Raw genomic sequence first — 21578 nt, 5'->3', positions numbered from 1 at the left:
CTCTATAAGCAAATTCTAAGAGCATGTTCCGGCGTATGGGGGGAGGCGGAGCCAATTGCCTGAGGCGGGCGCCCAATTGCACTGCATATCCTGAACCGGTGCAGGGCGACGGCGACGGATGGGTGATATCCGACAGTGGTGCCCACTATTGGGGTCGGTATGGTGCGGCCGGTTTGCTGCTGCGGGCCCCGCGGCCGGACGGCACCCCGGCGGTGCTGCTGCAGCATCGGGCGGTCTGGAGTCATCAGGGCGGCACCTGGGGTTTGCCGGGTGGTGCACGAGACAGCCACGAGACCCCGGAGCAGACCGCGGTCCGGGAGGCGCATGAGGAGGCGGGCCTGCCCGCCGAGCGGCTGGCCGTGCGAGCGGCGGTGGTGACGGCCGAGGTCTCCGGCATCGGCGGTACCCGCTGGACCTACACCACCGTTGTCGCCGACGCCGCCGAGTTGCTGCACACCGTGCCCAACCGGGAAAGCACCGAGCTGCGTTGGGTCGGCGAGAACGAGGTGGGCGATCTGCCGCTGCATCCCGGATTCGCCGCAAGCTGGCAGCGGCTGCGCACGGCCCCGGCGACCGTGCCGCTAGGACGCGGCGACGAGCGGCTGCGGCGGCTGCCGCGCACCGTCGAGATCGAGGCTGGGGTTTTCGTCTGGTGCATGCCGGGCGACGCGGGTCCGGCGTCGTCGCAGCCGAATCCCCGGATCAACTCGCTGCTGCGAGCGCTGACTTGAGTTCGCGGGCCGCGGCCCGCGGATCCTGGGCCGCGGTGATGGCCCGCACCACGACGATCCGGCGGGCACCGGCCTCGAGCACGTTGGGCAGCCGCCGCGCGTCGATGCCGCCGATCGCGAACCACGGTTTGTCGCCGCCCAGTTCGGCCGCCAACCGCACCAAATCCAGGCCCGGCGCCGACCGTCCCGGCTTGGTCGGGGTGGGCCAGCACGGGCCGACGCAGAAATAGTCGGCCGGCCCCGCTGCCGCCGCAGCCACCTGGTCGGCGTCATGCGTGGACAGGCCGATCAGCCTTTCCGGGCCGATGATGTCCCGCGCGACGGCGAGCGGCAGGTCGCGCTGGCCCAGGTGCAGCGCGTCGGCGCCGGACGCCCGGGCGATGTCGGCACGGTCGTTGACCGCGAACAGGGCACCATGCCGGCGGGCGGCGGCTGCCAGGATCTCGCACGCCGCCAGCTCGTCGCGCGCCTCCAGTGGGCCGAACCGCTGCTCGCCGGCCGAACCCTTGTCGCGGAGCTGGATGATGTCCACCCCGCCGGCCAGGGCGGCGTCGGCGAACTCGGCGAGGTCGCCCCGCTCGCGCCGGGCGTCGGTGCACAGATAGAGCCGGGCTGTCCCCAGACGGGCCCGACGGGCCCCGGCGACGATGCGGGCCGGTGCGGCCCGCGGTGGGGGCACGCCCCCACAAGTGGGAGGTACCCCCACCCGCTCGCGGGGGAGAGCCGGGCGATCGAAACCGTGGTGCACACGGCGACGGTAGCGCGCTAGCGTGGAACGTTGTAGACACGGGAGTCCCGGGAGCGGGGTCTGAGAGTGGGCGCGCCTGCCCTTACCGTCACACCTGATCCGGGTCATGCCGGCGAAGGGAGGGCAGCATGCCAACCGGGTCCTTGGCCGTTATCGGCGGCGGCGTCATCGGGCTGTCGGTGGCGCGGCGGGCGGCACAGGCCGGATGGTCGGTGCGGGTGCACCGCACCGGCGACCATGGCGCGTCCTGGGTCGCCGGCGGCATGCTGGCCCCGCACAGCGAAGGCTGGCCCGGCGAGGAGCGGTTGTTGCGCCTGGGCCTTGAGTCCCTGCGGCTATGGCGTGAGGGCGGGTTTACCGACGGGCTGGGCCCGCAAGTGATCACCGCGCGCGAGTCGCTGGTGGTGGCCGTCGACCACGCGGATGCGGCCGACCTGCGTACCGTCGCGGACTGGCTGTCCGCGCAGGGCCACCCGGTGGTCTGGGAGTCGGCCGCCCGCGATGTCGAACCTCTGCTGGCGCAAGGCATTCGACACGGCTTTCGGGCGCCCACCGAGTTGGCCGTGGACAACCGCGCCGTGCTCGACGCGCTGCGCCTGGACTGCGAGCGGCTTTCGGTGCGGTGGGCGGCGCCGGTGACCGACCTGTCCGGCGTCGAGGGCGACGCGGTGGTCATCGCTAACGGCGTCGACGCGCCCGCATTGTGGCCCGGCCTGCCGGTGCGCCCGGTGAAGGGCGAAGTGCTGCGCCTGCGGTGGAGAAAGGGCTGTATGCCGTTGCCGCAGAGGGTAATTCGTGCCCGCGTGCACGGGCGGCAGGTGTATCTGGTTCCGCGCGCGGACGGAGTGGTCGTCGGTGCCACCCAATACGAACACGGCCGCGACACCGCCCCCGTCGTGTCCGGGGTGCGTGACCTGCTTGACGACGCGTGTGCGGTGCTGCCGGCGCTGGGTGAGTACGAGCTGGCCGAGTGTGCGGCTGGGCTGCGCCCGATGACACCCGATAACCTGCCGATTGTGCAGCGTCTCGATGCACGGACCCTGGTGGCGGCCGGCCACGGCCGATCGGGATTTCTGTTGGCGCCGTGGACCGCCGAACGGATTGTGTCCGAGCTCGTTCCGGTGGGAGCGCACGCATGATCGTCGTCGTCAATGACCAACGGATCGAGGTCGACGAGCGGACCACGGTCGCCGCGCTGCTGGAGTCGCTGGGTTTCCCGGACCGCGGTGTTGCGGTGGCGTTGGACTTCGCGGTGCTGCCGCGATCCGATTGGGCGACAACACTTTCCGAAGGTGCCCAGCTCGAGGTGGTGACGGCGGTGCAGGGTGGCTGATTCCAAATTGACAATCGGCGACCGCAGCTTCGCCTCGCGCCTCATCATGGGTACCGGCGGCGCGACTAACTTGGCGGTGCTGGAGAAGGCACTGATCGCGTCGGGCACCGAGCTGACCACCGTCGCGATGCGCCGGGTCGATGCCGAGGGTGGCACTGGGATGCTCGACCTGCTCAACCGGCTCGGCATCACCCCGCTGCCCAACACCGCGGGGTGCCGCAGCGCCGCCGAGGCGGTGCTGACCGCGCGGCTGGCCCGCGAGGCGCTGAACACCAACTGGGTGAAGCTCGAGGTGATCGCCGACGAACGCACCCTGCTGCCCGACGCCGTCGAATTGGTCCGGGCCGCAGAGCAATTGGTGGACGACGGGTTCGTGGTCCTGCCGTACACCAACGACGACCCGGCGCTGGCCCGTCGGCTCGAGGACGTGGGTTGCGCGGCGGTGATGCCGCTGGGCTCGCCGATCGGCACCGGGCTCGGCATCACCAACCCACACAACATCGAGATGATCGTCGCGCGGGCCGGTGTTCCGGTGGTGCTCGACGCCGGCATCGGCACCGCCAGCGATGCGACGCTGGCGATGGAGTTGGGTTGCGACGCCGTGTTGTTGGCCTCCGCGGTGACCCGGGCCGCCGACCCGCCCGCAATGGCCGCCGCGATGGCCGCCGCCGTCACCGCCGGCTATCTAGCCCGTCGGGCCGGGCGTATCCCCAAACGTTTCTGGGCGCAGGCTTCCAGCCCCGGCGCGGGTCAGCCGTTGGTCCGCCACCACTGATAGAGCGCGGCGGTGTCGGCGTTGCCTGCGCGGATGAGGCTCACCACGTTCTTGGCATCGGTGGTCCAGATGACCTCGGCGGCGCCTTGGTAGGTTCCGCACGCCACCTGTCCTGCCGACGCCGTTGAGCTGCCCTGGTGCCAGGTAGTGGGCGACTTGGCATCGCCGCAGTTCGTCAGCGTGTCGGATCCGATGCTGTTGGTGAACGCGCTGGCCATATCGCTGGAGTTGGCGAAAAGCAAATACTTGCCAAAGATTGGCCCACTTGGGTCGGCGTTCTGCCCGCACTGGAGCACGGCCAGCACCCCGGAGGAAGTCTCCTGGGACGTGCAATTGCTGGAGCTGTAGCCCTTCGATAGGGAGCCGGCAAGCGTGTTGACGTCTGAGGGGTTGGGCTCTGCGGTCGCGATGGCACTACCCAGGCACGCGAAGCTACCTATGAGCGCTGCGGTCGTCACGGCGCGCAGCGCCTTGGTGAGGTGAGACATCGTTGACTCCTTACGGTTGTCGGGCCGGCGATGCGCCTGGACGCCAAACAGGACTTTCGCCATTACGAATCGTAGAGCCATGTGCTGGCCATGCAATACGTTCCGCAGGAAATTGTCTGTCTGGTCATTAATTTCGGACGAGTGGCGCCTGGGCGAAATCCGAGTCCTGAACGAATGCGGCGATGCGCCATTTCGCGGCATTTCCGCGACGCCGGTGACCGATATCGGGCGCCGCAAAATCGTGAAACGCCAAAGTGACCAGGTCTTTTCGGGTTCCTATGTGCTGTCGTTGCGCCAGCGTTGACGGGGCCCGTACGACCCTCGCGGCGACTTCCGGGCGGGAAGCCGGCGCCAATTCGCCCGCCAACCTGGTGCCCGTGGCGCGGGCTGTGGCAAATAGTGAAAGCGGCTTTTTCGTTTGTTGATGCCGTCGCGGCGGCTCTCCGGTATGGTAAGCACCGCTTTACGCCAGCTAACTTCTTTCGACTGGAGAATCCATGACACAGCCACCACCACCCCCCGGATACCCGCCGCAGCAGCCCCCCGCCGCGCAGGCGCCGAATAACTACTTGGTGTGGTCCATTCTGGTGACCTTGTTCTGCTGTCTTCCGCTTGGGATCGTCGCGATCGTCAAGTCCAGTCAGGTCAACGGGTTATGGGCGCAGGGCCGTTACGCCGAAGCGCAGGCGGCCGCCGAGAGTGCCAAGAAGTTCTCGATCTGGGGGGCTGTCATCGGTGTCGTCGTACTGGTCATCTACGGGATCTTGATGGCGGTGGGCGCCTTCAACGCCGGGAACACGAACGCGGCGATGATCGCGGCGATGCTGTAAAGCCGAGGTGCGCTCATGCTGACCCGCCGCGGATCGGTGCCGCTGGGACTGGGTGCGCCGCTGCTGGTGGCCGCAACCTCCGCGTTGGCTTGCGCCGCCATCTGGGCGGGTGATCCAACCACCCCGAACGGCCCGCTGCCGGTGTGCCCGACCAAGGCGTTGCTCGGCATCGACTGCCCGGGGTGTGGCAGCCTGCGCATGCTGTACAGCCTGATGCACGGCAATCTGTTGGCCGCCGCCAGGTTCAACGCTCTGGGCCTGGCGGCGCTGGGCCTGCTGTTGTGGGCGTACCTGACGTGGACCTATGGCCGTGTGGTGGGCCGACGGATCAGGGGGTGGCAGCACCATCGCTGGTCGGCGGCGGTGGCGCTGTCGCTTGTGCTGGTGTGGTTCGTGGTGCGCAACATCCCGGTTGCGCCATTCAGCGCACTGTATGTCTGATTCCTGACGCGCGCGCCGCCGCGGTCTAATCTGGGCGCGATGGTGAACAAATCCCGGGCGATGCCGGCGGTGCTGGCCGTGGCCGCGGTCATCGCCCTTGTGACCGGGGGCTGCATCCGTTGGTCGACGCACTCACCCCGCGCGGCCGGCAACCCCGCGGCGGCCGAGTTCGCCAACACGTTGCGTAACCGGGTGACCACCGACGCGATGATGAGGCACCTGTCCAAGCTCCAGGACATTGCCAATGCCAACGACGGCACTCGGGCGGTGGGCACCCCCGGTTATGAGGCCAGCGTCGACTATGTGGTCAACACGTTGCGCGACAGCGGTTTTGACGTGCAAACCCCCGAATTTTCCGCCCGCGTGTTCCACGCCGACAAGGGTTCGGTGACGGTCGACGGTCAGACCGTGGAGGCGCGCGCCCTCGAGTACAGCCTCGGCACCCCGGCCGACGGGGTGACCGGGCCACTGGTGGCCGCACCCGCCGACGACAGCCCCGGCTGCAGCGCCTCGGACTACGACCGGCTGCCGGTGCAAGGCGCGGTGGTGCTGGTGGATCGCGGCGTCTGCCCGTTCGCGCAGAAGGAAGACGCCGCGGCGCAGCGCGGCGCGGCGGCGATGATCGTCATCGACAACGTCGACGAGGAGCAAATGGGGGGCACCCTGGGGGTGAACACCGACGTGAAGATCCCGGTGGTGAGCGTCACCAAGTCCGTCGGAATCGGGCTGCGCGGGCGGTCCGGACCGACCACCGTCAAGCTCACCGCGAGCACCCAGAGTTTCACGGCCCGCAACATCATCGCGCAGACCAAGACGGGCTCGCCCAGCAACGTGGTGATGGCCGGCGCCCACCTGGACAGCGTCCCGGAGGGACCCGGCATCAACGACAACGGCTCTGGGGTGGCGGCGGTCCTGGAAACCGCAGTGCAGCTAGGGAACTCACCCAACGTGCAGAACGGGGTGCGGTTCGGCTTCTGGGGCGCCGAGGAGCTCGGCCTGATCGGCTCGCGCAACTATGTTCAGTCGTTGGACATCGACGCGCTCAAGGACATCGCGCTCTATCTGAACTTCGACATGCTGGCGTCGCCGAATCCGGGTTACCTCACCTATGACGGCGACCAATCGCTGCCGCTGGATGCCCGCGGCAAGCCGGTGGTGCCGGAAGGCTCGGCCGGGATCGAGCGAACGCTGGTCGCCTACCTGAAGTTGGCCGGCAAGACCGCTCAGGACACCTCGTTCGACGGCCGTTCCGACTACGACGGGTTCACCCTGGCCGGCATCCCGTCGGGCGGGCTGTTCTCCGGCGCGGAGGCCAAGAAGTCCGAGGAGCAGGCCAAGCTGTGGGGCGGGACCGCCAACGAGCCGTTCGATCCCAACTACCACAAGGACACCGATACCCTCGACCACATCGACCGAACCTCGTTGGGCATCAACGGCGCCGGCGTCGCCTACGCTGTGGGTCTGTACGCGCAGGATCTCGGCGGGCGAAACGGGGTTCCGGTGATGGCAGACCGCACGCGCCACGTGCTTGCCAAACCATGACCTGTCGGCTTGCCGCGACGCTGCTGCTGGCCTGGTTGGTTGCCTGCCTGCTTGCGGGATGCTCTGCGCCTGCGCCGAGACCGGGGCCGCCGGCCGCGGCGCCCGACCTGGGTCATGCGCTCGCGGCGAAGGTGACCGCGGATTCGATGTTCACCCATTTGCGCGCGCTGCAGGACATCGCCAACGCGCACAAGGGGAATCGGGCCGAGGGCACGCCGGGCTACGACGCCAGCGTCGAATACGTGGTGAAAGCGCTGCGCGGCAAGGGCTTTGACGTGTCGACGCCGCAGTTCGACAGGCTTTACACCGCGTCGCCGGGCAAGCCGACGCTGACGGTCGCCGGTCGCAGCTATCCGGTTGACCAGGCCTCGCTGCTGGTCCGGACTCCGCCCGGCGGCCTGACCGGCCCGCCGGTCCGGCCCGTGCAACCGGCCGGCTGCGCTGTGGGTGACTACCCGCCCGTCGTGCCCAGGGGCGCGATCGCCGTGGTCGACGACACCCGGTGCTCGGTGGTCGACAAACAGAACAGCGCGCGGGCCAAGGGCGCCACGGCGCTGATTGTCGTCAGCGTCACCGATGGTCGGGGGGCCCCGCCCAATTTGTTCAACCCCGGGTACTACAACCAGCTGACCATGCCGGTCGCGGTGGTCGGCCCCGACGGGGCCGCCGCGCTGGGACGCGCCACCGCGCCGGTGCGCCTGGTGCTGGACGCCGAAACCACCAAGATCACGTCGCGAAACGTGTTGGCACAGACCAAGACCGGTGCGCCCAACGAGGTGGTGATGGTCGGTGCGCATCTGGACAGTCCGCGCGACAGCCCGGGCATCAACGACGCCGGGTCCGGCGTGGCTGCGGTGCTGGAGACGGCGCTGCAGCTGGGCCCGCTGGCGCCGGTGACCAACGCGGTGCGGTTCGTGTTCTGGGGCGCCGAGGAGGCCGGGCTCGGCGGTGCCATGGACTACGTCTTCGGCCTGGATGACGAGCAACTCAACAACATTGCGCTCTACCTCAACTTCGACATGCTGGGTTCGGCCAACGCCGGCTTCTTCACCGACGACGGTGACCAGTCCGGTCCGCCCGGGCCCGGGGTGGCATCGGCCGACGTGCCGGAAGGTTCGGCCGGCATCGAGCGCACCCTGGCCGGCTATCTGAACCTGGCCGGGAAGCGGCCGGCGGACATGCCGTTGAGCACGCGCGCCGACTACCATCCCTTCCTGGTGGCCGGCGTGCCGATCGGGGGGATGACCACCGGCGCTTCGCAGACGAAAACCACTGTGCAGGCCCGACTCTGGGGTGGTCAGCCCGGCGTCGCGTTCGATCCCAACTACCAGGGTCCGCGGGACGCGGTGGACAACATCAACCGGGAAGCGTTGGCGGTCATGGGTTCTGGAGTGGCGTTCGCGGTGGGCCGCTACGCGGAGTCGATCGGGGGCGCCAACGGCGTCACACCCCACGACAAACGCCATCGCACGCGGATGCCGTAGTGTGGCTGGTGCCCGTAGGGTGCGGCACTGTGACCCGGGACTAGCGCTCTGGCGTCGCAAGGAGCCTGAATAGCATGTTGTTCACGTCAGTGAGGGCCTGGATGTTGACGTGCCGAAGCCGTTCGCTCAAATTGGCCTTGCGCAAGCTGGTTATCAGACCGGGAGCCGCCCAGCCGTTAGCCAAGTCCACGCCAAAACCGGCGTCAGGCTCGGAATCGAATACGGGCACGACGATAACGGTTGGCTCGCTGGGAATCTCGTTGTAGACCGTCGACGAAATCACCAGCACGGTAACGCCGGTGTCCGTTCGCCAGATGTCGCCCCGGCGTGGGGATGGAGTCAATGCCTAGCCAGCATGCCGAGGTTGCGATCCGCCCAAGCCTCGCTGAACGCGACAGCCTCAGGGTGTGCTTGCATCCACTGATCGTGCTCCGCGCAGCGCCGCCTCATGTCGTCTATGTCGAGCAAGCCAGCACTCCACGAGTCCGATGAGGGTTTGTCCAGGCCTGTATAGCGCTTCAGGACCTGGTACGCGCTGTCAAGAAGCCGCACCGCAATCAACCGGGCCATCGCTAGATGCTAGCAAGCGAAGCTGTTGAAGGGGCCGCTTGACGGTCGTTGTGGATCGCTCGATCATTCGGTCCAAAGAGGCAGCGAATCGGCCCAAGAATTACGCGTTCTTCCCACGCTCCGCGAAAGTCTGGCGTTTGCACCGCGGCGCCGGCAAGACTCAAGCTGACTCCCTTGGACCTCAGCCTGGCCGAGCTTGGCCAGCACTCGGTTGGCCTGGTCAACAGTCAGAGACATTGCAGCTGTATCACCGGGCGCGGCAGTCTCCTAACCGTCGTGCTGTCGGGGCGATTGTTCGGCAGACATCAGGGCATGCTGGCATACGTGAAACGTAGGACGGTCAAGATCTCGGATGCGCTGGATGCGCGTCTGCGGCATGAGGCCGAGCGGCGGAATCTGACCATCGCGGAGATCACCCGTGACGCGCTCGAGGCCTACTTTGGCGCGTCCGGTGGCCGCCGTCGCCTTGGGGCTGCCGGTGCGGGCCGCAGCGGCCGCACCGATATCTCCGAGCGCATCGAGGAGATTCTTGCCGAGGTTGGCTCATAGCCGCGATTGTCGTCGATGTCGGCCCGCTATATGCCTATGTCGACGCGGACGACGCCCACCATGCTGCGTCGCTGGAGCTGCTCGAAACACATCCCGGCCCGCTGACCGTCCCGACGCTCGTGATCACTGAGGTGGTCTACCTGCTCGGTACCCGTCTCGGTGTGGAACCTGAGGTGCGATTCCTCGGCGACCTCGCCGCCGGCGCATTCAGGGCGGAGGTGCGCTAGCGGGCCGCGAGAAGCAAGTTTGGCGATCACGCATAAGCTCAAGGTCATTCGCCTGCATGGCGATGAACCGGGGACGGTTCACATCCGCAACACTGGCCGCTGCCTGAGGCGATGGGCACCCTGCCCACCTACGCGCGACAACTCGGTTTCCGCAGGTCAACGCCACACCGAAACCCGCACGCCCACTATCAACTTGGGAACAACACGCAGGTCAGGCAATTGTCGCTGAAAGCCGGGCACATCGGTAGTCGCCCGGTGCAGCGACACATGTGACTGTTGGTGCGCCATGAGCGCGGAGGGGAGTCCTCTGTAGGGAGGGCAGCCGTCGAAACGGCACCGGCATCCAATCCTCACGCACCCACCCATACGCGGTCTGCGGGTGCACACCCACCGACCGCGCACACCGCCAACTTCACACCAGCCAGTCAAACATACATTCACTCACAAACACACACATTCGCACACGTTTTGCCGAACAGTTCGCAACCCCATGGCTGGCGACGATACTGCGCCGTTTCGGCATCGTGGCAGCTTCGTTTGGGTGCTGGCGGCAAACCAACCCATCTAAGATGGGACTCCTTATGGTGCAGGCCGGCTGGGACGGGGTTGGTCACATGAATGGTCGCTCGCGCAGGGTCGTTGCGTCGGTACGGTCCGCGATCGCCTGCGTCGCGGCGCTCCTTGTGGTGGCCGGCTGCACGACCGTCGTCGGCGGTCGCGCCCTGTCGATCCTCAACGACCCGTTCCGGGTGGGGGGTTTGCCCGCGACCAACGGTCCCAGTGGCCCCCGCCCGAACGCGCCCGCTCCCACCGGCACGGTGGTCAACACGGACAACGGAGCGATCGACAAGTTGTCGCTGTTGTCGGTCAACGACATCGAGGAGTACTGGAAGGCGGTCTACAGCCAAGCGCTGAAGGGCACGTTCCAACCGGTCGGCAAGCTGGTCTCCTACGACTCCGACGACCCGAACAGCCCGGTTGTTTGCCGCAACGAGACCTACGAACTCGTCAATGCCTTTTTCAGCTCCCGCTGCAACCTGATCGCCTGGGACCGAGGGGTGTTCATGGCGGTCGCGCGGCAATACTTCGGGGACATGTCCGTAAATGGCGTGCTGGCACACGAGTTCGGGCACGCCCTGCAGTCGATGGCGAAATTGGTCACCAAGAAAGACCCCACCATCGTGCGCGAACAGCAAGCGGATTGCTTCGCCGGGGTCTACCTGTATTGGGTGGCCGACGGCAAGTCGCCGCGCTTCACGATCAGCACCGCGGACGGGCTCGACCACGTCCTCGCCGGGGTCATCACCACCCGCGACCCGGTCATGGACGCCGATGGCGAAAACGACGACGAGCACGGCTCGGCTCTGGATCGGATCAGCGCCTTCCAGATGGGCTTCCTTAGCGGCACCCCGGCATGCGCGGCGATCAACAAGGCCGAAATCGAGCAGCGCCGCGGTGACCTGCCGACGACCTTGCGGGTCGACACGTACGGGGACCCGGAGACCGGTGAGGTCGCGATCAACGAAGACACCCTGAAGGCGCTGATGGAGCTGATGGGCAAGATCTTCTCGCCCAAGAATCCCCCGACGTTGTCCTACCAGCCGGGTGGGTGCCGCGACGCGAAACCCAGCCCACCCGCGTCGTACTGCCCCGCGACCAACACCATCGTGGTCGACCTGCCCGCGCTGGCGAAGATGGGCACCGTCGCCGCCGAAAAGGAACACACCCTGCCGCAGGGCGACGACACCGCGCTGTCGGTCGTGATGTCGAGATACGCGCTGGCGGTGCAGCATGAGCGGGGCCTGCCGATGCAGAGCCCGTGGACCGCGCTGCGGACGGCGTGCCTGACCGGCGTCGCGCACCGCAGGATGGCCGAGCCCATCGACCTGCCTTCCGGGCAGCAACTCATACTGACCGCCGGTGACCTTGACGAAGCCGTCTCCGGTCTGCTCACCAACCACATGGTGGCCAGTGACGCCGACGGTGTCAGCGTGCCGGCCGGGTTCACCCGGATAGCCGCGTTCCGTGGCGGTGTCAGCGGCGATATGGAGGCGTGCTATACCCGGTTTCCGGGATGACGTTTCGCGCAAGGCCCATATCGCCCGCGCGTCCGCCGAGGCATTCAGCGCGCAGGGGTACCGGCACTACAGCGGCAAGTGCGACCTCTTTCGCGGCGCCGTGCTGGGCTTGAGCCAGCAACTCGTCGACTGCACCGACCTGGCACCAAACGAACTCGACCCGGCCGCGGCGCTGGACCGGCTGATGGACGCGCTCATCGACGTGACCCTGGACAACCGCGACTCGGGCGGCTTGTTCCGCTGGCAGGCCCGCTACCTGCGCGCCGAGGACCAGTCGACGGTGCCGGACAGCTCAAGGGGGTGAATCGCCGAATTCAGCAGCCGCTCATGGCTATTCGGCCGTTGTTGACCTCCTCGCAGCGATGGATGTTGTCGGCGGGGGTGCTGAGCGTGATCGGTAGCATCGTCGACCGCGGCGGGCGGATGCCGGCCGAACAGATTCGGGCGCTGCTGGCCGAGGCCGCTTCGGCGATCCTGGCCGCCGAGCTCCCGGGGCCGGAAGAGGTCCTTCCTCGTCCGGTGGCGTCGCGCGTGTTCGCCGCGGACGCCGGCGCGTACGAAGCGTTGCTGCACGCCGCAATGGTGTTGTTCAAGGAGCGCGGTTATTCCGAGACCAGCATGGCGCAGATCGCTTCGGCCGCCGGTATTCCGGTATCGGGGATCTACCGGTACTTCTCCGGGCAAGTGGGAGATTGTAGCGACCGGATTGCGCCGCGCGGCCGGATCCGGCCAACTCTCGCCGATCCTGGGCGCGCTCACCGAACCGCGGGACGCGTTGACCGTGCTGATCGACGCCTACGTGGCGACGTCGTTCGCCAACCCCGAACTGCCCGCGGTCTATCACACCGAGCGAGTGAATCTGCCGCCCGCCGACCGGCTGCTATGCTGCTGCATAACGCCCAGCGGTCGACGATCGACTCGTGGGTCCGGTTGCTGACGGCCGCGCGGCCGTCGCTCCTGGTGGTCGATCTGGGCCGGATGGCGAGCCCGCAGATTCGGCATGTGTCCAGGCGTGTGTGCGAAAGCTGATGGCGCTCAGGCTTTTTGGTCACCCAGCAGGCCTAGCGCCGCGTCGACGGCCAGGGCGGCCACGTCGAGGGTCTTCGAGCCCAAGTCGTGTCGGGCGCCGGTGATTTCGACGACCTCGGTCGGTGCGGGGATCATCGCCGCGGCGGCGCGCACCTCGGCGAGCGTGCCGAAGGGATCCGAGGTGCCGTGGGTGAACACCGTGGACACGTGGATATCCGGCAGGTGTTCGGTCCGCACGCGTTCCGGCTTGCCGGGTGGGTGCACCGGGTAGGAGAACAGCGTCAGCACGTCGACGGGCGCTTGGCCGGCGGCGACCACCATCGACGTCTGCCGACCGCCGTAGGAATGTCCGCCGGCGATCAGCGGGCCGTCGGTGAGGTCGCGGCACAACGTTATCGCCTCGACGATCCCCGCGCGGTCGCTGGCCGCCGACCCGGACGGAGGACCGCTGGGCCGGCGGCGACGGTAGGGCAGGTTGTAGCGCACCGCCAGCCAGCCGCGCCGGGCCCATTCGTCGCAAACCTGTTGCAGCAGTTTGGATTCCCGGTTGCCGCCGGCGCCGTGGGTTAACACGACGACACCTTGTGGGGTTCCTTCGGGTTGGTGTGCGATGCCGGCGATCCGCTCGAGGTTGAGGTTCACGAGCCCAGCCGAAACAATGGCGAGACGGGCCCATGGCCACCGCCCAGGGGATAGGCGGCGCGCAGGCTTTCGGTGACCCATCGCTTTCCGAAGCCGACCGCGTCGGGCACGGTGAACCCGTGCGCCAGCGCGCAAGCGATCGCTGTCGCCAGCGTGTCACCACCGCCGTGGTCATCGCTGACGGGCAGCCGGGGTGCGTCGAACTCGTAGAAGTCGGCGCCATCGTAGAGCAGATCGCGGCTGCGGTCCGACGTTCGCAGGTGTCCGCCCTTGACCAGCGCCCACTGTGGTCCCAGCGCATGCAAAGCCTTCGCCGCGGCGCGCTGCGATGTCGAGTCGACGACATCCATATCCAGCAATACGCGCACCTCGTCGAGATTGGGTGTCACCAGCGTGGCCAACGGAAACAGTTGATCGCGAAGGGTATCCAGAGCCGACGATGCCAGCAGCGTGTCGCCGTGCATGGATGCGCACACCGGGTCGACGACCAGCGGAACCGTCAGGCCGAGGCGGCGCCAGGTGGCGGCCAGCGTCGCGATGATGCTCGACGATGCCAGCATCCCGGTCTTGGCGGCCTGGATGCCGATATCGGTGACCACGGCCTCGATCTGGCCGGCGACGACGTCGTCGGGAACTTCGTGAAAACCCGTGACTCCCAACGTGTTCTGCATGGTCACTGCGGTGACCGCGACGCATGCGTGCACGCCCAGCAGTGCCATGGAGCGCAGATCGGCCTGGAGGCCCGCGCCACCCCCAGAGTCCGATCCGGCGATGGTCAGCACCCGCAACGGCGTGGCGCCCGGCGGTGGCAGCGGCAGGAAATTCATTGTGTGAGAGGCAGATACACCCGGTTGCCGTGCTCGGCGAACTCACGTGATTTTTCGGCCATGCCAGCGGCGAGCATAGCCTCGATGTCCTCTTCGGTCTCCAGCCCATGTGCCGCCGCGTAGTCGCGGACATCTTGGGTGATGCGCATCGAGCAAAACTTCGGTCCGCACATCGAGCAGAAGTGCGCGGTCTTGGCCGGCTCGGCGGGCAGCGTCTCGTCGTGGAATTCCCTTGCGGTGTCGGGGTCCAGCGACAACGCAAACTGGTCGTTCCACCGGAATTCGAAACGCGCGGTGCTCAAGGCGTCGTCCCGCTCCTGTGCGCGGGGGTGTCCCTTGGCCAGGTCGGCTGAGTGCGCGGCGATCTTGTAGGCGATCACCCCGTCCTTGACGTCCTTGCGGTCCGGCAGTCCCAGGTGCTCCTTCGGGGTGACGTAGCACAGCATCGCAGTGCCGGCCTGGGCGATGATCGCCGCGCCGATCGCCGACGTGATGTGGTCGTAGGCCGGCGCGATGTCGGTGGCCAGCGGACCCAGCGTGTAGAAGGGGGCCTCCTCGCACAGCTCCTCTTCCAGCCGCACGTTCTCCACGATCTTGTGCATCGGGATGTGCCCCGGGCCCTCGATCATCACCTGTGCGCCATGGGCTTTCGCGATCTTGGTCAGCTCGCCCAGGGTGCGCAGCTCGGCGAACTGCGCGGCGTCGTTCGCGTCGGCGATGGACCCCGGGCGCAGCCCGTCGCCGAGCGAGAAGGTGACGTCGTAGCGCGCAAAAATGTCGGCCAGTTCGTCAAAATGCGTGTACAGGAACGACTCCCGATGATGTGCCAGGCACCAGGCCGCCATGATCGACCCGCCGCGGCTGACGATGCCGGTGACCCGCTTGGCCGTCAGCGGCACATACCGCAGCAGCACCCCGGCGTGCACGGTCATGTAGTCCACGCCCTGCTCGCACTGCTCGATCACGGTGTCGCGGTAGATCTCCCAGGTGAGTTCGGTGGGGTCGCCCTTGACCTTCTCCAGCGCCTGGTAGATCGGCACGGTGCCGACGGGCACCGGCGAATTGCGCAGGATCCATTCGCGGGTTTCGTGAATGTTCTTGCCGGTGGACAGGTCCATGATGGTGTCGGCACCCCAGCGGGTGGCCCACACCATCTTGTCGACCTCTTCGGCAATCGACGACGTCACCGCCGAGTTGCCGATGTTCGCGTTGACCTTGACCGCGAACGCCTTGCCGATGACCATCGGCTCGCTCTCGGGATGGTTGTGGTTGGCCGGGATCACCGCGCGGCCGCGGGCGACCTCGTCGCGCACCAGTTCGGCGGGCAGGTCCTCGCGGGCGGCGATGAACGCCATCTCCGCGGTGATCTCGCCGGCGCGGGCGCGCTGCAGCTGGGTGCCGCGGTCGTGGACCACCCCGGGTCGTGGCGGCAGCCCGGACTTCAGGTCGATCACCGCGTCCGGGTCGGTGTAGGGCCCGGAGGTGTCGTAGAGGTCGAAGTGGTCCCCGGTGGACAGGTGCACCCGCCGGAACGGCACCCGCGCGTCTGGAAAGCCTTCAATCGAGCGGTACACCTTGCTGCTGCCCGCGATCGGGCCGGTGGTCACGGACGGCACTGACGCTTCTTTGGTCACGGTCATTCTCATCTCCCTACGCCGGCATTACCCGGTCAGGTTCGTACGGTCGACGGCCCCGAGCCGTCCTCTCAGCGCACTGGGCGTGCGCTCCCGCGTGGATTGGTTTGGTGGTTCCCACGCTAGCGCAGCACTGCGCCGGCGTGCAGGTGTGTCTTGGGGTCAGCCGTGCGGGCCGGGCGCGCCGGGAGTACCGAACAGCAGTGCCGACTCCACCGGTTCCGCGGGGCCCGCCGTTGCCGAACAGCAGCCCGCCAGCACCGCCATGGCCCCCGGGCCCAGCGGGCGGCCAAACAGGGTCTGCGTGGGCGCATTGATCGAGTTGAGCAGAGCCTGCTGCACGTTGGCGGCCTCGGCGGTGGCATACGATCCGGCGCCGGCGTTCAGCGTGGACGAACCGGTCATGAAACGCCGCCGCCCGGGTGCTGACCGCCCGATACGCCTGGGCATGGGCGCTGAAGAACGCGGCGACGGCCACTGACACCTCATCGGCGCCGGCGGCCAGCACCTCCATGGTTGGGTCCGCCGCCGCCGCGGTGGCGAAGCCGATTGTCGAACCGATACTGGCAGGTCATTTGCCGCGGAGGCGAGTACCGCCGGGGTTGTGATCGCAAACGACATCCCCGCACCCCCAGCTCCTGACAGCCCGATTGCCGCCGATCAGCGTGGCGTCGTTAGCGCACACCGAGCGTATCGCCGCCACCCTGCGGATTTGGCGCATGCCACGGAATCCCGCTCGGCCAAGGGCGTGTTCATCGCGTTCAGGCCTCTTCCATCGCCTCGCCGAGTTCCTCCAGGATTTTGTTGTGGTGGTTGCTCGCCAGTATGTGTCCGGCGGCGATGACCAGTGCGACCGGCCAGTCGATGAGTTCGAAAGCGGCCAGCGCGGCCAGACCGCCGTAATAGGCCAGTTGCTCCGGGCGCGGAATGCCGACCTGCCCCACCACCGGCAGGTTCACCGCAAAGGTCTCGCCCTCGCGGATCTTCATCACGGCTTCACGCTGGGACGTTGCCCGCCGAGCTTTGTTTTCCGCCATCATTTGCCTTTCAGTAACTCAGGGTTTGCCAGTAGGCGGGACGGTGCGGTCACCGTCTGACGTATGACGAGGACCGACGCCCAGGCCGATCCGCTGGTTTCAACGATTGCTTTGCTGCTGACCGTGCCGTTGCGGGAGTTTTATGCGCTGCTGTGGCGCGTCGGGGTGGTCGAGGTCCGCGAGACCGTCCCCGCGAAGCGCCGCCCGGCGCGGACGATTTCGTCTTCGGCGGCTGGGGGCCGGAAGGTTCTGGTTTGCCCCGACCCGTCAGCACACGAGTCGCAATGGCCACTGCGATGGTCGCGGCAGTCGCGGCTCCTAGGGCCTGTGCCCAGCCGAGCGGTCCGAGTGGGGTGCAGCCCAGCAGCTGGCTGACCACCGGAATGCTGATCAGGATCGCCACCAGGGCGAGTGAGCCCAGCGCGGTGAGCACCACCATCGGGGCCTGGGACTCCAGCAGGGTTTGGCCCAATTCCGCGGCCACCAGCGCAACCAGGGCGACGGTGGACGCGTGTCGTGGCAGCCCGGTGACGCCGGCCATCGCCCACGCCGCCGTCGCCGCTGCCGCCGTGGTGACACCGCGGATCGCGACGGCGTGCCACAGCGCCGGCTGATCCGCGCCGCGCAGCCTGGGGTCCACTGTGCCGCGCGGCTTGCTGACCGCGAGGGCAGCGGCCGGCAGCGCATCGGTCAGCGTGTTGACCAGCAGCAATTGCCGGGTGTTCAGCGGCGAGGTCCCCGTGATCGCGCTGCCGATGACCGCGAAGATCACCTCGCCGGCGTTGCCGCCGAGCAGGACCGACACCGCCGCCTGCACCCGCCGCCAGAGCTGGCGTCCTTCTTCGATGGCCTCCAGGAGAGCATCGATCCGGCCGTCGACCAGCACGACGTCGGCCACCAAGTGTGCCGGGTCGCTGCCGTGGGCGACCACGCCGACACCGACCGTGGCGGCGCGGATGGCGGCGGCATCGTTGGCCCCGTCGCCGACCATCGCGGTGCGCACACCGGCGTTCTCGAGCGTCTGAACGACCTGGACCTTGTTCTCCGGTGTCATCCGGGCAAAGATCACCCGCTCGGTCACGACGCGCTCCTGGTCCTTGCGCGACAGCGAATCCCACTCCGCACCGGTGATGACCGCTGCGGCCATCACCGGCAGGCCGAGTTCCTCGGCGATGGCCTTGGCGGTAATCGGATGGTCACCGGTGATGAGCTTGACGCCCACCCCCTGCCGGTGCAGGGTCGCCAGCACGCCGGCGGATTCGGCGCGCGGGGTGTCGGACAATCCGAGGAACCCGGCCAGGGTCAACCCGTCGGCGCAGAATCCGGCGATCTCGTCTGGGTTGTCCTGGATCGCCCGGGCCTGTTGTGGGCTCAGCCGGCGCCGCGCCACGGCAATCACCCGCAACCCGCGGGCGGCCAGCCCCGCGACGGTGGTGTCCATCGACGTGACGTCCCCGCACGCGGCCAGCACCACCTCGGGTGCGCCTTTGACGGTCAGCTCGGTGCCCGTCACCGAGGCCGAAAACGACCTGCCGGAGCGGAACGGTAGGTGCGCGGTAGGGCCCGAGCCTTCGAAGCCGACGGGGGCGCCCGCTGCGGCAGCGGCCTCGACGATGGCGACGTCGGTCGCGTGCGCCTGGCGGCCGCCGTTCGTCACCGGCGCGGCGTGCGCCGCGCAGCGCAGTACCTCCGCACGCGAGTAGCCCGGCGCGGGGTGGACCTGCGACACCCGCAGGCGGTTCTCGGACAGCGTCCCGGTCTTGTCGAAGCAGACCACCTCGATACGGCCAAGCGCCTCCACCGAACGCGGAACACGAACTAGCGCACCGAATTTCGTCAACCGTCGGGCCGACGCAGCCTGCGCCAGCGTGGCCACCAGTGGCATCCCTTCGGGAACCGCGGCGACCGCGATGGCGATGGCGCTGGACACCGCCTGACGTAGCCCGATGCGGCGCACCAGTCCGAGCGCGCCGACCAGCGCACCGCCGGTCACGCTGACGGGAAGCGCCCGACTGGTGAGCTGACCGAGCTGATGTTGCAGGCCGATATCCGACGACAACTCCCCGGATATGAGATCGGCGGCGCGCCGCTGCTGGGTGTCGGCGCCGACCGCGGTCACTAGCGCGACCGCGGTACCGGCCACCACGGTGGTTCCGGCGAACAGCATGCAGCGACGCTCGGCGAGCGGGACGCCCGGCGTGGCCTCGACCTGCTTGTCCACCGACAGGGACTCACCGGTGAGTGTTGACTCGTCGACCTCGACGTCGACCTCCTCGACGACCCGGGCGTCGGCGGGCACCACCTCGTGGGTGCGCACTTCGATGACATCGCCGGGCCGCAGGTGCGCGGCGTCGACATGGGCGTATGCCCGTTCGCCGTCGGCGCCGGCGACCACTTTCCGGGCCGGCGGAACCTGCTGGGCCAGTAGGTGATGCAACCGTTTCTCGGCTCGTAACCGCTGGGCAGCGGCCAGTATCGAGTTTCCCGTCAGGACCGTCCCGACCAGCACCGCATCGACCGGCGAGCCCAGCACCGCACTGGCCGCCGAGCCGAGCGCCATCACGGGGGTCAGCGGGTCGGACAATTCGGCGCGGACGGCTTTGACGAGCTGCCAGACGGGTTGTATCGGCGATGCAGTCAATATCGGCGCCCGCTTGGCGACCGCTGCATGTCGGTCGGCCTCCGCGCGCGTGTCGGGCTCGGGCGGGGGCAATGCCTTGCGGACTTGTTCGACCGACATGGCGTGCCATTCGTGGCTGGCGGCCGGGCGCGGCGTTTGTGCGCCGATGACCCCGCGCGCGAGCAGATATCCCGAGAGCATGCCGGCGGCCGCACCCACGGAAACCGGGCCGGTCCCAAGGCCGCGGACACCGGGAATCAGAAAAAGCGAGCCCATAGCCGTTGCGCCAGCGGATATTCCGACGCCCCGCTGGGTTGCCGACCTGGCCGCCGGCAGCGCGTGCAGGACCCGCCAGGCGGCGGCTAGGTCGGGCAGCAAGAGGTCGGCATCCCAGGGTGGTGGACCTTGCCGGGGCATAACACCCAGCGCCACGTCGGCGGACGACATCGCTTGCGCGCCAGACGATGACAACACGGCCACCGTCCGGCCCGCCTGCTGCAGGTCGGTCACCGCGCGGGCGAGCGCCCTGTCGAGGGCCTTGTCCGGGGATCCGTTCGCGGCGCTTCTCAGGGGCCGGATGTCGTCGAACGCGGGTCGCAAGTCGTCCAGCGAGTCGGCGTCCACCGTGATCAGATCCGCCCCGGTGCGATGTGCCTCGGCAACCACGGCCGCGGCCAGCGGGTCGTGCGCGGGAAGAAGAAGCGCCTCGACTTTGGAATCCGGCGGAGCACCCGACACGCCGGGCACCGGCCGCCAGCCCGGGCGCAGACCGTTTCCCTCCAGCACGAGCTGGGCACGGTGCCAGGCCGCCGACAGCTCGTGCTCGTCGGCACCCCGGATGCGCGCCACCCGCATGCTGTCGGTGCACAACACCCGGGGATCGACGACGATCGCATCGACCCGGTCCAACCGTCTCAGGCTGTTTGCCCGCAACGGCAGTACCCCGTGGCGGTCGGCCAATCCCTGCCCGAGCGCCGCGGCGAACGCCTCGGGCGTGGTCCGGCTTGCCTTGGGGGCGGTCACCAGCGCAGCTGTGGCAGCCATATTCACGTTGCGGGTGCCCACCCCGATGAGGCCGGTGCTGAGCGCCTGGAGCAGCGCGAAACGACCGGCGTTGCCTTCGGCGGCGGCTGGCGGCGGCCGCTTTGCACGTGGGGCCGGTTGGTCGGCGTGCCGCGCCAGCTCCGGTTCATGCCGTTGCCACGCCCGCGCCTCGGCACGGCATTCGGCCGCTTTGAGCGACTGCATCACCAGGCCCACCGACAATGACGCCGGTGACTGGGTGAGGGTTTCGGCGGCCGCCAGGGCCAACGTCATCACCGTGTCCGTGGCGGGCCCGCCGATGCGGTCCTCGATCAGACGGCGCAGCCGGGGCTGGTAGTCCACCGCCACCACGCCCGCGAGGACGCTGATCGGCAATCGGGGCAAACGCAGCATCCGGCCGGTGAGCGCCGCCCCCAACCCGGCCGCGTTGGCCGCCACGGTCAGCGCTCGAGTTGCCAGCACCACGCCGTCGCCCGGCAGACTTGTCGGAGGTGCCGTGTCAACGTCTTGGTCAGGGCCGCAACGCTTTTCGGCGTCGTCAACAATGCGGCAAAGATCGCGCAGCGAGGTGTCCTTACCGTCGATGCCGACAACGACGCGCGACAACGGATAATTCAGGCTGGCCGACGTGACACCGGGGTGGGCGCGGACCGCGTCGAGCACGACACGCCCTAGTTCACCGTCTCCCGTGTCGTCGAGACCGCGCACCTCGATCCAGGCGCGGTGCTCGCCACGCCAACAGTGCCGGCTGAGTGTCTCGCGGGAAAGCTCACCGGAAAGCGCCCTGGCCCCTTCCCGCAGCGGGATGCTGGCGATCTCGATTCCGGCCTTGGCGAACGAACCCGCCTTCTGCCCCAGGGTCCCCGCGGTTGCCTGCACGCTTGTCGCGACGGCACGAAACGGCACAGACCTTCTGATGGACGCGGCAATGCTCAACGGCTGCTCAAGG

At 68.2% G+C, this 21578-nt stretch carries 19 protein-coding genes, 2 pseudogenes and 1 riboswitch; of the genes and pseudogenes, 12 read left to right on the top strand and 9 right to left on the bottom strand.

Annotated features, from left to right (window positions below; genetic code table 11):
- The first annotated feature begins 98 nt into the window (after nt 1-98).
- Complete coding sequence (locus G6N24_RS18440; protein WP_085157872.1) at nt 99-731, top strand: NUDIX hydrolase; 633 nt, start codon at nt 99-101, stop codon at nt 729-731.
- On the opposite strand, the gene thiE is transcribed toward G6N24_RS18440, so the two are convergent.
- On the bottom strand, nt 703-1380 hold the full coding sequence (gene thiE / locus G6N24_RS18435; RefSeq protein WP_085158036.1) for a thiamine phosphate synthase: 678 nt from the start codon (nt 1378-1380) through the stop codon (nt 703-705). The two genes, G6N24_RS18440 and thiE, sit on opposite strands and share 29 nt — an antisense overlap.
- Before the next feature lie 227 nt (nt 1381-1607).
- Between thiE and thiO the strand changes: the two genes are divergently transcribed.
- Genes thiO through thiG form a run of 3 tightly spaced genes read left to right on the top strand, consistent with a single transcriptional unit; the run spans nt 1608 to nt 3587 of the window.
- Nucleotides 1608-2618: a glycine oxidase ThiO gene (gene thiO / locus G6N24_RS18430; protein ID WP_085158038.1), complete on the top strand. Its 1011-nt coding sequence runs from the start codon at nt 1608-1610 to the stop codon at nt 2616-2618.
- On the top strand, nt 2615-2812 hold the full coding sequence (thiS, locus tag G6N24_RS18425) for a sulfur carrier protein ThiS (RefSeq protein ID WP_085157874.1): 198 nt from the start codon (nt 2615-2617) through the stop codon (nt 2810-2812). The genes thiO and thiS overlap by 4 nt, the downstream gene beginning before the upstream one ends.
- Nucleotides 2805-3587 carry a thiazole synthase gene (gene thiG, locus G6N24_RS18420; RefSeq protein WP_085157876.1) on the top strand — a complete coding sequence of 261 codons (783 nt, stop codon included), beginning with the start codon at nt 2805-2807 and terminating at the stop codon, nt 3585-3587. The genes thiS and thiG overlap by 8 nt, the downstream gene beginning before the upstream one ends.
- Here the strand turns inward: thiG and G6N24_RS18415 are convergent.
- Nucleotides 3563-4075, bottom strand: a complete 513-nt coding sequence (locus tag G6N24_RS18415; RefSeq protein ID WP_085158040.1) for a serine/threonine protein kinase — start codon at nt 4073-4075, stop codon at nt 3563-3565. The genes thiG and G6N24_RS18415 overlap by 25 nt on opposite strands.
- Nucleotides 4076-4187: 112 nt before the next feature.
- On the opposite strand from G6N24_RS18415, the gene G6N24_RS18410 reads away from it, so the two are divergent.
- The 5 genes from G6N24_RS18410 (at nt 4188) to G6N24_RS18390 (ending at nt 8372) form a co-directional block, all read left to right on the top strand.
- Nucleotides 4188-4379 (top strand): hypothetical protein, encoded by a 192-nt coding sequence (locus tag G6N24_RS18410; RefSeq protein WP_139822233.1) that lies wholly within the window; start codon nt 4188-4190, stop codon nt 4377-4379.
- 193 nt (nt 4380-4572) lie between these two features.
- Entirely contained in the window at nt 4573-4905 is a 333-nt protein-coding gene (locus G6N24_RS18405) for a CD225/dispanin family protein (protein ID WP_085157880.1), read from the top strand.
- A gap of 15 nt (nt 4906-4920) precedes the next feature.
- The gene (locus G6N24_RS18400) at nt 4921-5346 is read left to right on the top strand and encodes a DUF2752 domain-containing protein (RefSeq protein WP_085157882.1); all 426 of its coding nucleotides are present in this window, start codon (nt 4921-4923) and stop codon (nt 5344-5346) included.
- 39 nt (nt 5347-5385) lie between these two features.
- Nucleotides 5386-6888, top strand: a complete 1503-nt coding sequence (locus tag G6N24_RS18395) for a M28 family metallopeptidase (protein WP_085157884.1) — start codon at nt 5386-5388, stop codon at nt 6886-6888.
- Entirely contained in the window at nt 6885-8372 is a 1488-nt protein-coding gene (locus G6N24_RS18390; RefSeq protein ID WP_085157886.1) for a M28 family peptidase, read from the top strand. Before G6N24_RS18395 ends, G6N24_RS18390 begins: the two co-directional genes overlap by 4 nt.
- A 40-nt stretch (nt 8373-8412) precedes the next feature.
- Here the strand turns inward: G6N24_RS18390 and G6N24_RS18385 are convergent, their stop codons facing one another.
- Nucleotides 8413-8715: a type II toxin-antitoxin system PemK/MazF family toxin gene (locus G6N24_RS18385; RefSeq protein WP_085157888.1), complete on the bottom strand. Its 303-nt coding sequence runs from the start codon at nt 8713-8715 to the stop codon at nt 8413-8415.
- 401 nt (nt 8716-9116) lie between these two features.
- Between G6N24_RS18385 and G6N24_RS24900 the strand changes: the two genes are divergently transcribed.
- The 3 genes and pseudogenes from G6N24_RS24900 (at nt 9117) to G6N24_RS25930 (ending at nt 12929) form a co-directional block, all read left to right on the top strand.
- On the top strand, nt 9117-9491 hold the full coding sequence (locus G6N24_RS24900; protein ID WP_232070602.1) for a ribbon-helix-helix domain-containing protein: 375 nt from the start codon (nt 9117-9119) through the stop codon (nt 9489-9491).
- A gap of 841 nt (nt 9492-10332) precedes the next feature.
- A complete protein-coding gene (locus G6N24_RS18370; protein WP_085158043.1) occupies nt 10333-11796 on the top strand; it encodes a neutral zinc metallopeptidase in 1464 nt (487 codons plus the stop codon).
- Nucleotides 11750-12929 (top strand): annotated as a pseudogene (locus G6N24_RS25930) (TetR/AcrR family transcriptional regulator). Before G6N24_RS18370 ends, G6N24_RS25930 begins: the two are co-directional and overlap by 47 nt.
- Here G6N24_RS25930 and G6N24_RS18360 read toward each other — a convergent pair.
- The 6 genes and pseudogenes from G6N24_RS18360 to G6N24_RS26110 form a co-directional block, all read right to left on the bottom strand.
- Nucleotides 12832-13467, bottom strand: a complete 636-nt coding sequence (locus tag G6N24_RS18360; RefSeq protein WP_085157894.1) for an alpha/beta hydrolase family protein — start codon at nt 13465-13467, stop codon at nt 12832-12834. The pseudogene G6N24_RS25930 and the gene G6N24_RS18360 overlap by 98 nt on opposite strands.
- Entirely contained in the window at nt 13464-14294 is an 831-nt protein-coding gene (thiD, locus tag G6N24_RS18355) for a bifunctional hydroxymethylpyrimidine kinase/phosphomethylpyrimidine kinase (protein ID WP_085157896.1), read from the bottom strand. Before thiD ends, G6N24_RS18360 begins: the two co-directional genes overlap by 4 nt.
- Nucleotides 14291-15934, bottom strand: coding sequence for a phosphomethylpyrimidine synthase ThiC (gene thiC, locus G6N24_RS18350; protein ID WP_085157898.1), 1644 nt, complete (start codon nt 15932-15934; stop codon nt 14291-14293). Before thiC ends, thiD begins: the two co-directional genes overlap by 4 nt.
- A riboswitch (TPP riboswitch) is annotated at nt 15925-16035 on the bottom strand. Its footprint overlaps the gene before it by 10 nt.
- A 98-nt stretch (nt 16036-16133) precedes the next feature.
- Nucleotides 16134-16549 (bottom strand): annotated as a pseudogene (locus G6N24_RS24885) (PE family protein); the annotation flags it as partial.
- Between the two features lie 140 nt (nt 16550-16689).
- Complete coding sequence (locus tag G6N24_RS18340; RefSeq protein WP_139822234.1) at nt 16690-16965, bottom strand: hypothetical protein; 276 nt, start codon at nt 16963-16965, stop codon at nt 16690-16692.
- 49 nt (nt 16966-17014) lie between these two features.
- Nucleotides 17015-21535, bottom strand: coding sequence for a cation-translocating P-type ATPase (locus tag G6N24_RS26110; protein ID WP_232070599.1), 4521 nt, complete (start codon nt 21533-21535; stop codon nt 17015-17017).
- Nucleotides 21536-21578: the final 43 nt, after the last annotated feature.

The sequence above is a fragment of the Mycobacterium lacus genome, from assembly GCF_010731535.1.
GTDB classification, from domain to species: Bacteria; Actinomycetota; Actinomycetes; order Mycobacteriales; family Mycobacteriaceae; genus Mycobacterium; species Mycobacterium lacus.
Note: the sequence above shows the minus strand (reverse complement) of the source record. Positions and strands in the feature narration are given on the sequence as shown.

Bases quoted from the DNA above. Each gene is read 5' to 3' on its own strand.
- G6N24_RS18340 (WP_139822234.1), bottom strand. From the start codon at position 16,965: ATGGCGGAAAACAAAGCTCGGCGGGCAACGTCCCAGCGTGAAGCCGTG.
- thiO (WP_085158038.1), top strand. From the start codon at position 1,608: ATGCCAACCGGGTCCTTGGCCGTTATCGGCGGCGGCGTCATCGGGCTG.
- G6N24_RS18415 (WP_085158040.1), bottom strand. From the start codon at position 4,075: ATGTCTCACCTCACCAAGGCGCTGCGCGCCGTGACGACCGCAGCGCTC.
- thiS (WP_085157874.1), top strand. From the start codon at position 2,615: ATGATCGTCGTCGTCAATGACCAACGGATCGAGGTCGACGAGCGGACC.
- G6N24_RS18390 (WP_085157886.1), top strand. From the start codon at position 6,885: ATGACCTGTCGGCTTGCCGCGACGCTGCTGCTGGCCTGGTTGGTTGCC.
- thiD (WP_085157896.1), bottom strand. From the start codon at position 14,294: ATGAATTTCCTGCCGCTGCCACCGCCGGGCGCCACGCCGTTGCGGGTG.
- G6N24_RS18395 (WP_085157884.1), top strand. From the start codon at position 5,386: ATGGTGAACAAATCCCGGGCGATGCCGGCGGTGCTGGCCGTGGCCGCG.
- thiC (WP_085157898.1), bottom strand. From the start codon at position 15,934: ATGACCGTGACCAAAGAAGCGTCAGTGCCGTCCGTGACCACCGGCCCG.
- G6N24_RS18370 (WP_085158043.1), top strand. From the start codon at position 10,333: ATGAATGGTCGCTCGCGCAGGGTCGTTGCGTCGGTACGGTCCGCGATC.
- G6N24_RS18400 (WP_085157882.1), top strand. From the start codon at position 4,921: ATGCTGACCCGCCGCGGATCGGTGCCGCTGGGACTGGGTGCGCCGCTG.
- G6N24_RS18405 (WP_085157880.1), top strand. From the start codon at position 4,573: ATGACACAGCCACCACCACCCCCCGGATACCCGCCGCAGCAGCCCCCC.